This is a genomic window from Roseimarinus sediminis (genome assembly GCF_050433125.1).
Lineage (GTDB): Bacteria > Bacteroidota > Bacteroidia > Bacteroidales > Prolixibacteraceae > Roseimarinus > Roseimarinus sediminis.
In genome coordinates, this window is the sequence record NZ_JBNPXV010000004.1 from 24,263 (window position 1) to 38,496 (window position 14,234).

Here is a 14,234-nt window from a genome sequence, read left to right on the forward strand (position 1 = left end):
CTTTCATACTCATCTTCTTAAATTAAAAGCATATTGCAATGCTTTCTTTCTTCATTAGTTTACAGTGTGTTTAAAAAGGGCTGACTCCTGCTTTCCATTTGATGTTACAACCCGATGCAGGAAATTGTTCCGAAGCAGTAGGTTGGCCCTTTAAAATGGCATCGAGCGCCTGACGCAGATCTTTACCGCTTACCGGCAGTTCGTTTTTCGGCCTCGAGTCGTCCAATTGTCCACGGTATACCAGTTTCAGTTCCTTATCGAAAACGAAAAAATCAGGTGTACAGGCAGCCTTAAAGGCTTTTGCAACCTGCTGTGTTTCATCGTATAGGTAGGGAAAATCGAAGCCAAAACTTTGTGCCTGTTCTTTCAGTTTCTCAGGTGCATCGTCAGGAAAGGCAGCTGCATCGTTGGCACTTATTCCGGCAAATACAATTCCTTTCTGTTGATATTCATGGCTGAGCGCGGCAATTTCTTCGTTGTAATGCTTTACATACGGACAGTGATTGCACATAAAGATAAATACTGTGGCTTTATCGGATTGCAGATCGTTCAGCGAAAACCATGCACCACTAACAACATCTCTGAGTTTGAATTCCGGCGCTTTTGTTCCGAGGGGCAGCATTGTTGAGAAGGTATGTACCATTTTTTTTAGTTTTCAGTTAATAGGTTGTTTTACTTACATTATAACGAAATTGACTGGTATCGGTTCATCAATTTTCTGATCATTACGGACTGCACTTTGCAACCCTTTCACTTCTAGTCTGTCTTTTTTTTGTAAATATTAAAGTGAAGTGAGTCCAAAATTGATAAGGTCAGGCACTATCACCAATAATTAAAAGAATCGCTATGAAAATGAAAAAACTTTGTTTAATTGTCACAATGCTAATGGTTTCAAGTCTCACATTCAGTCAGCAAACAGTAAGTATTGATGAGTTTTATGAAAACGATCAGGATGAGCAGATAGAAACTGTTTTCAGTACCATTAAGATCAAACGCATCAGTGGTTTTGGTGGTCCAAGCATGAGTTATTCGTCGCTGGGTGGCGAGTTTGCCATGATGATGGGAGGCGGAGGAGGAATTCTTATCAATAACTTCTTTGTTGGTGGTTATGGCGAGGGACTTTCGACTCACATTAATACCGCGACTGTGCGCAATCTGCAGTTTGGTCACGGTGGAATATGGATGGGGTATGAAATGGCTCCTGAAAGGATGATCCACCCTGTATTCAGTGTCCGAAGCGGGTGGGGAACAGCCAGCGGAGTTACTGAAAACTACTTACGTGTGAGCGATGCTGTGTTTGTTGTGGTTCCTGCAGTATCGGCCGAAGTGAATTTTACCCGTTTCTTTAAAATGAACATTGGGGCCGAGTACCGGCGTACTTTTGATGTAAACAGAATCGAAGGCATGTCGAACAATGACTTCTCGAATGTGGGAGTTTATATGAATTTCATTTTTGGATGGTTCTGATCGTTCAAGCAATACAAAAAAAAACTCCCGACAGAAAGCGGGAGTTTTTTTTGTATTATTTGCTTAAACGTTTTCGATCATGCTCTTTCAGGTAAATTTTTCTTAACCTGATTTTCTTTGGCGTAATCTCCACGTACTCATCGTTTTGAATGTATTCGAGTGCTTCTTCAAGACTAAAAACAATTGGTGGGGCCAGTTTGGTTTTATCGTCAGAACCCGAAGCACGCATGTTGGTGAGTTTCTTTGTTTTGGTAATGTTGATGGTCAGGTCATCTTCGCGGGTACTTTCGCCAATCACCTGTCCTTCATACACCTCGTCACCCGGTTTAACGAAGAATTTACCACGGTCCTGCAGCTTGTCTAAAGCATAGGCAATGGCTGTTCCGGTTTCGAGGCAAACCAGCGAGCCCTGGTTGCGTTTTTCGATTTCTCCCTTAAAAGGCTGGAATTCGATAAAACGGTGAGCCATGATGGCTTCGCCTGCTGTTGCGGTAAGCACATTGTTTCTTAAACCAATGATTCCTCTCGATGGAATATGAAAATCAAGTACTGTCCGTTCACCTTTGCGTTCCATGCTTAGCAATTCGCCTTTGCGACGGGTAACCAGCTCAATCACTTTTCCCGAGTAATCTTCGAGTACATCAACGGTTAATTCTTCAACCGGTTCATGCTTAACACCATCGATTACCTTGATAATAACCTGTGGTTGACCCACCTGCAATTCAAAGCCTTCGCGCCGCATGGTCTCGATTAAAACCGAAAGGTGAAGTACACCACGACCAAACACATTCCATGAGTCGGCACTGTTTGTTTCCTCAAGCCGAAGCGCTAAATTCCGTTCAAGTTCCTTTTGAAGTCGGTCGTAAATGTGTCGTGAAGTGACAAATTTTCCATCTTTCCCAAAGAAAGGAGAGTTGTTAATGGTGAACAACATGCTCATGGTGGGTTCATCGATGGCGATTGGAGGAAGCGGCTCGGGATTGTCAATGTCGGCAATGGTGTCACCAATGTCAAAATTATCGATTCCGACCAGCGCGCAGATATCACCGGCCTCGACTCTGTTTACCTTGGTACGGCCCAAACCGGTAAATACGTTCAGTTCTTTTATTTTGGTCCGAACAATTGACCCGTCGCGATGGCAAAGGCTTACCTGCTGATTTTCCTGCAAACTTCCGCGCTGCAAACGACCAACGGCAATCCGTCCGAGGTAAGGCGAGAAATCGATGGAAGTAATTAGTAACTGAGTATTTCCTTTTTCTACTTTGGGTTCAGGAATGTATTTGATAATGGCATCGAGTAATACGGTAATATTGTCGGTTCGCTCACTCCAGTTTTCAGCCATCCATCCCTCTTTAGCCGAACCATATACCGTTGGAAAGTTGAGCTGATCTTCGGAGGCATCGAGGTTAAACATCAGATCGAATACCATTTCGTGTACTTCTTCGGGCCTGCAATTGGGTTTATCCACTTTGTTGATAACAATGATGGGCTTCAAACCCAACTGGATTGCTTTTTGCAAAACAAAGCGGGTTTGAGGCATGGGGCCTTCAAAAGCATCGACCAGTAACAATACGCCATCGGCCATGTTGAGTACACGTTCTACTTCGCCTCCAAAATCGGCGTGTCCGGGTGTATCGATGATGTTTATTTTGGTGTCCTTATAATTAACCGAAACGTTTTTTGAAAGGATGGTGATGCCCCTTTCCTTTTCAAGGTCGTTACTGTCCATGATTAAGTCTCCGGGGCGTTCATGGTCCTTGAATAGTTTTCCGGCCAGTAACATCTTGTCTACCAGGGTTGTTTTGCCATGGTCGACGTGTGCAATAATTGCAACATTTCTGATTTGCATTTTCTTCCTTTTTAAGTCGCGCAAAAGTAATCGAATTAAACGATAAACGTGCAGAAAATCGACTTATGCGTTGTAGTCAAAGTTGAAACAACAATTTATTAACAAAGTTTGAAGTAGTCGTGCTTTTTAGAACAGTTTAATTCCGGCAGAGAGCAGATAAACGCGGTTTCTGGCTTCAAATGAACTTTCGGAAGAAAGGATGTTGGCGCTGTTTTCAATTCGAGCATCAAAAGTTATAAACCACACATCAATGCCGGCTCCCAGCTGCCAGCCCATGTAGGTGTCGTTGAGATGCTGAGGATCAAAATCTGAGATCTCCGATGCCAGTGAATTGGCGGTAACATACGAAAACACGGGTCCACCGTGCAGGCGGACATTGATCAGTTCACCATCGATTAGTTTGATACCAAGCAATAGCGGGACATCGATGGTTTCGTAATTAAATGTAGTGGAGGTCGGAATTTGGAATTCATTGTTGCTAACAGGAGTAATTAAGCCCCCCTTGGTATTGAAATAGGCTTCGGGTTGCACGTACAATCGGCCGGCATTCACTCTGACAAAAGCTCCAACCAGGTAATTGTTAATTTCTTCTTCATTGATATTTTCATTGAGTACATCATCTATGTCGGTAAGCATGCGTGAGCTGTTGGTACCAAACTTAATACCAATATTAACAGGGCCCTGACTCAATGCCATGGTCTGTATCATCAGAAATACTACCGAAATAATGAGAAACTTATTCATTGTGAACAGGTTTGTTAAAATCTGAATGAAATTGATGCATGTAAAATAAATAAAAATCGAGCTGTAAATCTACTTTTTGATCAATAAAAAAAGGCCATTGTAGATACAACAGCCTTTATAACGGTTTAATTGAATAATTATTTTACAAACTCTTTGAGTGTAGCAGTCAGTTTCTTACGGGTGAAGAAAATTCTGCTTTTAACAGTTCCCAGTGGCAGCCCCAGCTTCTCTGCTATTTCTTTGTACTTATAACCGTCGAGAAACATTTGAAAAGGAATCCGGTACTCATCGTCGAGCGATGAAATACTTTTTTCAATCTCGTTCGACGAATAAAACGAATCGGGCGAAGGATAAATCCTGTCCTTTGCAATTTTAAGATGAAATTCGCTGTTTGAACCATTCAAACTATTTCTCGATTTCGAAGCCTTGCGGTAATCATTGATGAAGGTATTCTTCATAATGGTGTACACCCAGGCTTTGAAATTGGTGTTCTCGGTAAACTTGTCCTGATAGGTCAGTGCCTTCAGGAAAGTTTCCTGCAACAAATCGTTCGCCTTATCAATATCCGATGTAAGGCTCAACGCGTAGTACTTAAGACTATCCTCTAAACTGAGTAATTTGTGATTAAATTGTAATTCTGACATAGTGACAAGGTTTTTGGGTAAAACTTCTGTTCAAATATAAAACAATTTAAGACAAAAAAGTCTTTAATAGATGAAAATTTTGTTAACAAGCACTAATTTTGATCCTTCATTATCGTTAAATATAGTCTAGTTAATATAGGCATTTATTTCGATGAAGTCAATCCCTCAATTGAATTGCTATTGAATATCAGTTAATTATTTGATGAAATTACCGAATGAATTGATCGATCCTGCTTGATAATGAGTGGATGCAGATTTTAGAATAAAAAAGTATTTATTTTGCAGAAGTTGTGAACAAATTCAGAAAAAGTTCAAATCTTGAATATATTTACGGCTCATTTTTTAATTAAAAAGCACAGAAATGAAACAAAAAGTGAATTTGAAAATCCCGCAGGTGGTTTTCCGACGGTGGGATAACAAGCGTTATGCTGTATTTAACAGTTTGCGCAAGGTCATTAAGATTGCATCATTGTCGGTTGCCTATCTTTTATTTGCCAATCAGGGAGTCGTTCAGGCCCAGGAAACTGACAGCTCTGAAGTAGCCCGTAATTACGATCTTGAATCGATCGATGTCACGGTTGATGCCTTGCCGGAAAGCTATTCGGCACTAAGCAGGGTAGTGGTTACCATCGATCGAAAGGAAATTGAGCGGGCGGCTGCGTCTTCCATCGACGAGTTACTGGAATATGCTTCAAACATCGACCTTCGCCAACGTGGCATCAATGGCATGCAATCCGACATCTCCATCCGCGGAGGTTCCTTCGACCAGGTGCTGATCCTTCTTAATGGCACCAACATTACCGACCCTCAAACAGGTCATCACAATCTCAATCTTCCTTTCAGTCTTTCTTCCATCGAGCGTATTGAAATCCTAAAAGGGCCCGGAGCCTGGAAATTCGGACCGGGAGCATTTAGTGGAGCAATCAACATTATTACCAAAACGCCCGAAGCGCCCTTTATAAAACTAGCACTTGAAGGGGGGCAGTACCGCTACCATGACGAACAACTGAGTGCTGCACTGCCAATAGGCAAAACCAGTCATTTGCTTACTGCCCAAAATTCAGCCAGTGATGGCTATACACAAAACACCGATTACCGTTCAAAAAACATTTATTATCGCGGAATGCTTGAATCAGGTGTGCATACAGCCGGGATACAGGCTGCTGTTACCGATAAAAAGTTTGGTGCCAACAGCTTTTATACTGCCCGTTTTCCCGATCAGTATGAAGAAACCCGGACCTGGTTTGCTTCAGCTGATTACCAAACGAAGTGGCAGCATCTTCAGCTCAACCCGGGTGTTTATTTCCGAAGAAACAACGATCGTTTTTTATTATTTCGCGAAAATCCTGAATTGTATGGCAACTATCATACTACCGATGTATGGGGTGGCAATGTGCTGGCCAATTATTTGCATGGAAGCAATGCCATTACAACCGTAGGACTTGCAATTCGTAATGAAAGCATATTTAGTAATAACCTGGGTGAAGAAAGTAAGGATCCACGGTTTAGTCCGGTTAACGATACCATTTTACTCGATAAGTCGCATCAGCGAAGTAACTATTCTGTTTTCGCAGGTCATAAGCAATATTTCAATCAGCTAATGATCAATGTAGGTATCAATCTAAGTTACAACAGCGACCTTAAAGGTCGTTGGTTTGTTTATCCTGGAATTGATGCAGCTTATCAGTTAAGTGAATCTTCAACCCTAACAGCTTCTGTAAATCGAACGATGCGAATGCCCACTTATACCGATCTTTATTATCATGGTCCCAATAATCAGGGGAATCCTGATTTGTTGCCCGAAGAGGCCAGTGGCTTTGATTTGGGCTACCGTTTTCAGCTGCCGGGATTGAAAGTGGCAGTGAGCGGTTTTCACACCAGGGGAAATAACATGATCGACTGGGTGCGCGAAGATGTCGATGCAATTTGGCGAACCGTTAATTATACCAGGCTGCTTACTTCGGGTATCGAGACTTCCCTAAATGCCAATTTTGAAAAACTGATTCATCCCGATCATTTTCTTCAGCAGTTGAATATCAGCTATACCTTTATTGAACAGTCAAAACCTGAAACAACACTGCTTTCGAATTATGCATTGAATTATTTGAGACATCGGGTCGATATCAATTTTAGTCATCGAATTTTTTCAAAACTGAGTGCCAAATGGCTATTGGTGTTTCAGGACCGCAATGGTCAGTTTGAACGAATAGAGGACGGAGTTTCGCTTGGCATGAGCAATTATGACCCATTTTTTACAAGCACGTTAAAAATTGAATGGAGACAGCCCGATTGGCATATTTATGCAATGCTGAATAATCTTTTTGATGTTCAGTACTTTGATTATGGAAATGTGCCACAGCCTGGTCGCTGGATAAAATTTGGATTTGCCAAAAAAATCGATTTTGACCAGAATCGTTTTCGCGGCAAATAAACATTTAATATCTTCGGCAAAAATTAAAAAAAAGCATCGGTTATGTTGAAAGATATTCTGGCCATTTCAGGTCAATCAGGATTGTACAAGGTGGTTTCAAAAGGGAGTAAGAACCTGATTGTAGAATCGCTGGATAACGGACGTCGTTTTCCTGCTCATTCTACCAATAAAATTATTTCGCTCGAGGATATTGCAATTTTTACGCAAAATGGTGAAGTGCCTTTGAGAGAAGTGTTTAAAAAAATTGCAGAGAAAGAAGATTTCAAAGCAGCTATTGATCCTAAATCATCGGGAGCAGTACTTAAAAAGTATTTTGAAACGATACTGCCCGACTATGATCAGGACAGGGTCTATGTTTCCGATATCAAAAAGGTACTGCAATGGTACAATGTGTTACAGCAAAGTGATATGCTTCAATTTGACGATGAAGAGCAAGAAAATGAAGCTTCGGACGAGCAACAGACCGAAAGCTAGCTGAAGGTATTATTGTAAGGGATGGAAACATCCAAATGAAGAGACAATGGGCTAGCTTATTGTCTCTTTTTTTATATTGAAAAATGAGCGAACGACTCCAATGAGTTTAGTAATTAATACTCCTGATCCATCCGTACCTTTGGGTCAACATTTTTTAGACGAAGAATTCTGAAGAAATGATGGTAAAAAAAAAGAACTACCATTGGTAGTTCTTTTCTCGAGTGGTGAACCTGAAGGGACTCGAACCCCTAACCTCCTGATCCGTAGTCAGGTGCTCTATCCAATTAAGCTACAGGTCCATTGCTTTAACGCGGTGCAAATATAATGAATCGGGTATTACCTGCAAATAAAAAAGTAAATAAATTTCAGGAAAAAATGCCTGAAAGCCGCACTATTGGTATTTTTCCATCTTGTCGTTGATGGTAACATCTTCATTTTTTTGACTTTGTATTTTTATGTAAGTCATCATTTTTTCTGTCCCATTTTCATAACAAATTTCGTGAACTTCCTGAACGACGCTCATTACTTCATCCCATGAACCTTCAATTACTGTTTCGAAAGGGCATACCTGGTATTTCAGGCCCGAGCGCTGAATGGCTTCGATTGCTTTATCAACGATGGAGTAGGGATGCGTACTTTGCGATTGGGGAAGTACCTGCAAGGCCAAATTAATCTTGTGTTTCATATTTCTTCAAAATGTTAAGTATTTCTTCGCTCGAAAACTTTTTGATATTGGTAATGATGGCATCATCTGATAAGAAATCGCCAAACTGATTGCATTCAAGCAATAAATCGTTAATCATGCTGCTTACATCGGCTTTTAACGGAATGAGCGCAATAGCGCTGGCAAATTTTTCATCAAAGCTGATTTCTTCCAATTCACCATTTATTTTATCCAGAAAAAAGTTAAGTTCCTTTTCAAGTACGGATTGTTGAATGTTTCCCACCTCATCGGATGTTTTGTAGGGAAATATAAGCATGTAGCGCAACTTGTCGACCTTGCCGCCCAACCCGGTTGAAATAAACACCTGTTGTTCGTCGAGCAGGGAACTTTGAATAATCATCCGGCTTTGCTGCAATGCCAGTGTTGCCCAGTCGCGCAGTTCGGGCAGGGGATTTTCCAGGTAGCTTTCGATGGCTCTGAATGCTTTAACGGAATCGACCATGGCCAGTTTCTGAAGCACTGTTTTACTTTCATCGATGTGCTGGTCATTTGATGATAAATAGGCAATAAGAAGATCGATTTCGTCGCCGGTGATATCGAACTGCAGGCTTTTCGACGACTCATAAAAGCTTTTCTGCACCTCCAGATCGACCGTTTCTTCCAGAATTTTATAATCTCCAGTGATGTTCTTTAGTACATCCTGTATGTTGTTATAGTTTAATTCGTTTGTCATAATTTATCCTTCCTGTTCAACTTAGCTGAATCGTAATAATGATTACTGATAGCAACAGAACAGTTGGTTTAAATGTTTTTAAGCGCGCTGATGCTTGCCATCGGATCTTCTGATTTGAAGATAAAATTACCGGCAACCAAAACGTTGGCACCTGCCTCAAAAAGCTTTTTGCCTGTTTCAAGGTTAACACCTCCGTCGACTTCAATCAGCGTGTTCAGTTGCTGTTCATCAATCATCTCCTTCAATTTTCGTACCTTTTTGTAAGTTGCTTCAATGAAGGTCTGACCACCAAAGCCCGGGTTAACCGACATCAGCAGCACCATGTCGAGTTCGGGAAGTATTTCTTCCAGTACAGCTACCGGTGTGTGCGGATTTAGGCAAACACTGGCCATGATACCAAGTTGCCTGATGGCTCCAATGGTTCGGTGCAAATGCTGACAGGTTTCATAATGAACTGTAATATTGTCAGCTCCTGCTTCTTTAAAGGGAAGCAGATAGGGGTCAGGATTGTTGATCATTAAATGCACATCAATTGGTTTCTTCGCCAATTGGTTAACTTGCTCCAGTATGGGGAGTCCAAAGGATATGTTGGGTACAAACACCCCGTCCATTACATCGTAATGAATCCATTCAGCTTCGCTTTGGTTAAGCATTTCAATGTCGTTGCCCAGTTGGAGGAAATTGGCTGATAATATCGATGGTGCTATGATGCGCTTCATTTGCTTCTTATTAATATTATTGGGTAACATTAAACAAAAATAATCTTTTTTGCCTGGATGAATAAAAAAAAGCTCCGTAAATGGAGCTTAATGTTTTATTCACCCAGATAGCTTTTTAATAGCTTGTTCCGGTAGTTATTTTTAAGCTTTTTAATGGCTTTTTCCTTTATTTGTCTTACTCTTTCGCGTGTAAGACCAAAAACTTCGCCAATTTCTTCGAGGGTGTGCGGTCGGGTACCGTTTAACCCGAAATAATAGCGAATGATTTCTCCCTCACGTTCACCCAATGTGGCCAGCGAGCGTTCAATTTCCTGTTGTAGCGAGTTGTTGAGCAATCCACGGTCAGGGCTCGGTGTTTCCATGTTGAGCAAAACATCGTACATATTATTTCCATCGTCATCTTTGAGTGGCGCATCCATTGACAGATGATGCCCCGATGCTTTCATCGCTTCTTCAATTACCTCGGGAGTTAATTCAAGAATTTCAGAAATTTCCTTGGTGGTAGGTTCACGCTGGAATTCCTGCTCCAATTGATTGAAGGTTTTATTGATTTTATTGATTGAACCAATTTTATTTAACGGAAGCCTTACAATACGCGCCTGCTCTGCCAGGGCCTGCAGGATGGATTGACGAATCCACCATACGGCGTAGGAAATGAATTTAAAGCCCCGGGTTTCATCAAAGCGTTGTGCTGCTTTAATCAAGCCCAGATTGCCTTCGTTGATCAGATCGGGAAGACTTAATCCCTGATTTTGGTATTGTTTGGCAACTGAAACAACAAAACGAAGGTTCGAATTGATTAATTGTTCGAATGCTGATCGGTCGCCTTTCTTGATTCGTTTGGCAAGTTCAACTTCTTTGTCAGGCGTGAGAAGATCAACCTTGCCAATTTCGTGCAGGTATTTATCCAATGATAAAGTTTCCCTGTTGGTAACCTGTTTTGTTATTTTAAGTTGCCTCATACTCCCTTGTTTTGCTTCCGAAAATAAATAAAAAATTATATTTAAAAGATTATTCCCTTAGATTTTTCACCCAGGCAGTGTTAGCCCTTATTTAATTGAACATATTGTTAGTTAAAAAGTTTCAATTATTTTCCGTATAATAGCACTGCCAATTAGTCGGTGATTCAATTTGTTGCGTTATATCATTCTGTAAATTAAGATGATAATGTTTTGACCTACATGGCTTGCTTTAACGGCAAATTATTTAGCACCGATTCATTTCGGATATGAAATCGATCATTTTTTTGCTGCAAATAATGTTTAAACAAATTGTTAATCACGATCAACTACCGAAGGCATATTGACGCAAGGCAGACTTTGTATTGAAAAATAAACAAAAAAGGGAATGAAGAAGATTGCATTACACTGGCAGATATTGATTGCTTTGGTTTTATCGGTTCCTTTGGGCCTTTATTTTGGCGAAGGCGGTATACTTGACTTGACAGGGATATTTGAGTTTAGCGGGACTTTGTTTTTAAATGCCCTGAAAATGATTGTTGTACCTCTCATTATCTCGGCAATTATTACCGGTGTGTCCAATATTTCATCTGAAAAGGGATTTGCCCGAATGGGGGCAAAAACTATGGTTTATTATCTAACAACCAGTACGATAGCTATTTTGACCGGGCTAATACTGGTCAATATTTTCACACCAGGCATCATTGATGGAAAGCCGGCGAAAGAGTTACTCGCATTGGCTCCCTTGTCGGCCGAACAGCTTACTTCGATTAGCGGTAAAGACCAGGGAGAAATTTACAAGGTATTTCTTCGCATGGTACCACCCAATATTTTTAAAGCTGCGAGTGAGGGACAAATGCTGGGACTCATTACCTTTAGTCTGATTTTTGGTTTTTTTATTCGTCGCCTGCTTGTTCAATACAGGGAAGTTCAACTCAATTTTTGGAATGGTGTGTACGATGTAATGCTCGACATTACCAATCTGATTATGAAAATTGCACCGCTTGGAGTGCTGGGGCTGGTAGCCAAAACAGTAAGTGAAACGGGTTTTGATGCCGTACTTCCTTTGTTGAAATTTGGAGGAATTGTGCTGATTGCTCTGTTATTTCATGTTGTGGTTTCTACGTCGGCAATCTTGTATGCAATCGGGAAGGTGAATCCGGCTGCTTACTTTAAGGTCATGTCGAAGGCTTTGTTAACAGCATTTTCAACCAGTTCATCGTCAGCTACCCTGCCCGAAACCATCGAAGGGGTGAGCCAGGCTGGTGTTTCTAAAAAAGTTTCAAGTTTTGTTTTACCCCTGGGGGCAACCATCAATATGGATGGAACAGCACTTTATGAGTGTGTTGCTGCTATATTTATTGCACAGGCCTATGGACTGGATATCAGTTTTGGAATGCAGTTAACCATTGTGATTGTGGCTTTGCTTACATCGATTGGAGTGGCCGGAATTCCATCAGCAAGCCTGGTTGCTATAGTAATCATACTGAAAGCCATTGGTTTGCCTGAAACAGCCATTGGGCTAATCCTGGTAGTAGATCGTCCGCTTGATATGATTCGCACAGCAGTAAATGTTTGGAGCGACAGCTGTGGTGCTGCTGTAATTGCAGCCAGTGAAGGAGAAAAACTAATGAGCCGCTAACATTACAAATAGCTATAAACAAAAAATCCCGGCTTTAATTGCCGGGATTTTTTATTTATAGTTTCGATAATTTACTCATTAAATAGTGGTCGGCCAACACCAGTGCTGCCATGCTTTCAACAATGGGAACGGCCCGGGGCAGTACACAGGGATCGTGTCGTCCTTTGGGGTTGATGGTGGTCGACTTTAATTCCTTGTCGATGGTTTGTTGTTCTTTCAGAAGGGTTGCTATGGGCTTGAAAGCTACTTTAAAGTAGATATCCTGTCCATTGGATATTCCACCCTGTATTCCACCTGAATTATTGGTGGCGGTTCTTACCACACCCTCTTCATTGATGAAAATATCGTTGTGTTCGCTTCCGCTAAGTTTTGTACCTTCGAAGCCCGATCCGTATTCAAAGCCTTTTACGGCGTTGATACCGAGCATGGCAAACCCCAGATCGGCATGCAGTTTATTAAAGACCGGTGCACCCCATCCTGTAGGTACACCTTTAATAACACAGGAAATGGTTCCGCCAACCGTGTCGTGATTTCTTCCGGCTTCTTCAATCCGTTCGATCATTTTTTCGGCTGTTGCTAAATCGGGACAACGAACAATGTTGCTCTCGGTGAGCGACAAATCAAGTTCGCTGTATTGTTTCTTCACTTCAATTTCGCCCACACTATGTACATAGGCATGGATAGAAATATTGAGTTGTTTCAGCAATTGCCTGGCAATGGCTCCAGCCGCTACTCTGGCAATGGTTTCGCGTGCCGAAGAACGACCTCCGCCTCTGTGATCGCGTACACCATATTTCTGCGCATAGGTATAATCGGCATGCGAAGGTCGGTATACATCTTTCAGATTATTGTAATCGTTCGAATGCTGATCCTTATTTTTAATGAAAAAACCAATGGGAGTTCCAGTGGTTTGTCCTTCGAAAATACCCGAATAAAACTCAACGGTATCGCTTTCCTTTCGCTGGGTGGTAATTTTTGACTGACCTGGTTTTCGGCGGTCTAGTTCATCCTGTACCAGTTTCGGATCGATGGTCAGACCCGCAGGGCAGCCATCGATGATTCCGCCAATGCCGGCACCGTGTGATTCACCGAAAGTTGTTAGTCTGAATATTTGTCCAAGAGTGTTCATAGCAGTTTAGATTCAAACCGGTTTAGCATCCACATCCTGAGCCGGAACCTGAACTGCAACCACAATCTGAACCTTCGGTAGAACAACTTTCCTCGCCCGAGCCACAACCTCCTGAACCACAGCCACAGCCCATCGATGGTGCCAGCTCTTCTTCAGTCGCTTCACGTACTTCGATGATGTTTCCGCTAAAGTAAAGATCCATTCCGGCAAGCGGGTGATTAAAGTCCATGGTTAAAGTATCAGCATCAACACTTTTAACGATACCATTCAGCCTTTGACCGTTTGATGTTTGCATTGGAACTTGTGCTCCAACAGCAAAGCGCTCTTCGTCAAATGATCCTTCTACTTCAAAAATATTTTTATCGAGTTCAACGATGGCGTTTTCATCAATTTCACCATAGGCATCACTGGCTTTGAGTTGCATTTCAAAATCTTCGCCTTGTTTTAGTCCGGCAAGGTTTGACTCAAACATTGGCAGCATGGTTCCAAGGCCAAATACAAATTTTAATGGTGCTGTTTCGGGGGTTTGTTCAATTACATCTCCGCTTTTACTTTCCTGCCTCAGTGTGTAACTGAGTGTTACCATTTTATTAATCGAAATAGTCATGTTTTTTATTTTACGTTAATGTCTGCAAAACTAAGCAATTTGATTGGTGTAACAATTATGCGTATCGAAGGTTTATGAAAATTAAATCTAAATTAATGTGATTTATTAGGAAATATTGGAACAAGAAGCAAAAATGAAGCATCTTTTTTGCTTATTAATTGTTATTAGTGTA

At 41.4% G+C, this 14,234-nt stretch carries 14 protein-coding genes and 1 tRNA gene; 4 read left to right on the forward strand and 11 right to left on the reverse strand.

Translation table 11 applies throughout. The annotated features are described in order from the left end of the window. Positions 1 to 70: 70 nt before the first annotated feature. Positions 71 to 643 carry a thioredoxin family protein gene (locus FHS86_RS06330; protein ID WP_429412135.1) on the reverse strand — a complete coding sequence of 191 codons (573 nt, stop codon included), beginning with the start codon at positions 641 to 643 and terminating at the stop codon, positions 71 to 73. Positions 644 to 846: 203 nt separating this feature from the next. Here FHS86_RS06330 and FHS86_RS06335 point away from each other — a divergent pair, with 203 nt between their 5' ends. Beyond that, complete coding sequence (locus FHS86_RS06335) at positions 847 to 1,467, forward strand: hypothetical protein (RefSeq protein ID WP_429412136.1); 621 nt, start codon at positions 847 to 849, stop codon at positions 1,465 to 1,467. A 55-nt stretch (positions 1,468 to 1,522) separates the two neighbouring features. On the opposite strand, the gene typA is transcribed toward FHS86_RS06335, so the two are convergent. From typA to FHS86_RS06350, 3 genes are all read right to left on the reverse strand, one after another. Further along, positions 1,523 to 3,316, reverse strand: coding sequence for a translational GTPase TypA (typA, locus tag FHS86_RS06340; RefSeq protein WP_429412137.1), 1,794 nt, complete (start codon positions 3,314 to 3,316; stop codon positions 1,523 to 1,525). Positions 3,317 to 3,442: 126 nt separating this feature from the next. After that, positions 3,443 to 4,060, reverse strand: a complete 618-nt coding sequence (locus FHS86_RS06345) for an outer membrane beta-barrel protein (protein WP_429412138.1) — start codon at positions 4,058 to 4,060, stop codon at positions 3,443 to 3,445. A 137-nt stretch (positions 4,061 to 4,197) separates the two neighbouring features. Further along, the gene (locus FHS86_RS06350) at positions 4,198 to 4,704 is read right to left on the reverse strand and encodes an RNA polymerase sigma factor (protein ID WP_429412139.1); all 507 of its coding nucleotides are present in this window, start codon (positions 4,702 to 4,704) and stop codon (positions 4,198 to 4,200) included. Between the two features lie 361 nt (positions 4,705 to 5,065). Between FHS86_RS06350 and FHS86_RS06355 the strand changes: the two genes are divergently transcribed. Continuing rightward, on the forward strand, positions 5,066 to 7,135 hold the full coding sequence (locus tag FHS86_RS06355; protein ID WP_429412140.1) for a TonB-dependent receptor plug domain-containing protein: 2,070 nt from the start codon (positions 5,066 to 5,068) through the stop codon (positions 7,133 to 7,135). Between the two features lie 42 nt (positions 7,136 to 7,177). Next, positions 7,178 to 7,609 (forward strand): DUF5606 family protein, encoded by a 432-nt coding sequence (locus tag FHS86_RS06360; protein ID WP_429412141.1) that lies wholly within the window; start codon positions 7,178 to 7,180, stop codon positions 7,607 to 7,609. 222 nt (positions 7,610 to 7,831) lie between these two features. On the opposite strand, the gene FHS86_RS06365 is transcribed toward FHS86_RS06360, so the two are convergent. The 5 genes from FHS86_RS06365 to FHS86_RS06385 all read right to left on the reverse strand — a co-directional run bounded on the left by FHS86_RS06365 (position 7,832) and on the right by FHS86_RS06385 (position 10,687). Continuing rightward, positions 7,832 to 7,908 (reverse strand) — tRNA-Arg (locus FHS86_RS06365). 92 nt (positions 7,909 to 8,000) lie between these two features. Further along, on the reverse strand, positions 8,001 to 8,294 hold the full coding sequence (locus tag FHS86_RS06370) for an MTH1187 family thiamine-binding protein (RefSeq protein WP_429412142.1): 294 nt from the start codon (positions 8,292 to 8,294) through the stop codon (positions 8,001 to 8,003). Then, positions 8,278 to 9,006, reverse strand: a complete 729-nt coding sequence (locus tag FHS86_RS06375) for a hypothetical protein (RefSeq protein ID WP_429412143.1) — start codon at positions 9,004 to 9,006, stop codon at positions 8,278 to 8,280. The genes FHS86_RS06370 and FHS86_RS06375 overlap by 17 nt, the downstream gene beginning before the upstream one ends. 68 nt (positions 9,007 to 9,074) lie before the next feature. Beyond that, positions 9,075 to 9,725, reverse strand: coding sequence for a ribulose-phosphate 3-epimerase (rpe, locus tag FHS86_RS06380; protein WP_429412144.1), 651 nt, complete (start codon positions 9,723 to 9,725; stop codon positions 9,075 to 9,077). A 95-nt stretch (positions 9,726 to 9,820) separates the two neighbouring features. Continuing rightward, positions 9,821 to 10,687, reverse strand: a complete 867-nt coding sequence (locus FHS86_RS06385; RefSeq protein WP_429412145.1) for a sigma-70 family RNA polymerase sigma factor — start codon at positions 10,685 to 10,687, stop codon at positions 9,821 to 9,823. A gap of 385 nt (positions 10,688 to 11,072) precedes the next feature. Here FHS86_RS06385 and FHS86_RS06390 point away from each other — a divergent pair, with 385 nt between their 5' ends. Then, on the forward strand, positions 11,073 to 12,326 hold the full coding sequence (locus FHS86_RS06390; protein WP_429412146.1) for a dicarboxylate/amino acid:cation symporter: 1,254 nt from the start codon (positions 11,073 to 11,075) through the stop codon (positions 12,324 to 12,326). Between the two features lie 55 nt (positions 12,327 to 12,381). Here the strand turns inward: FHS86_RS06390 and aroC are convergent, their stop codons facing one another. Together aroC and FHS86_RS06400 are read right to left on the reverse strand one after the other, a co-directional pair. Further along, the gene (gene aroC, locus FHS86_RS06395; RefSeq protein ID WP_429412147.1) at positions 12,382 to 13,455 is read right to left on the reverse strand and encodes a chorismate synthase; all 1,074 of its coding nucleotides are present in this window, start codon (positions 13,453 to 13,455) and stop codon (positions 12,382 to 12,384) included. A gap of 22 nt (positions 13,456 to 13,477) precedes the next feature. Continuing rightward, the gene (locus FHS86_RS06400; RefSeq protein WP_429412148.1) at positions 13,478 to 14,062 is read right to left on the reverse strand and encodes an FKBP-type peptidyl-prolyl cis-trans isomerase; all 585 of its coding nucleotides are present in this window, start codon (positions 14,060 to 14,062) and stop codon (positions 13,478 to 13,480) included. Between the last annotated feature and the right edge of the window lie 172 nt (positions 14,063 to 14,234).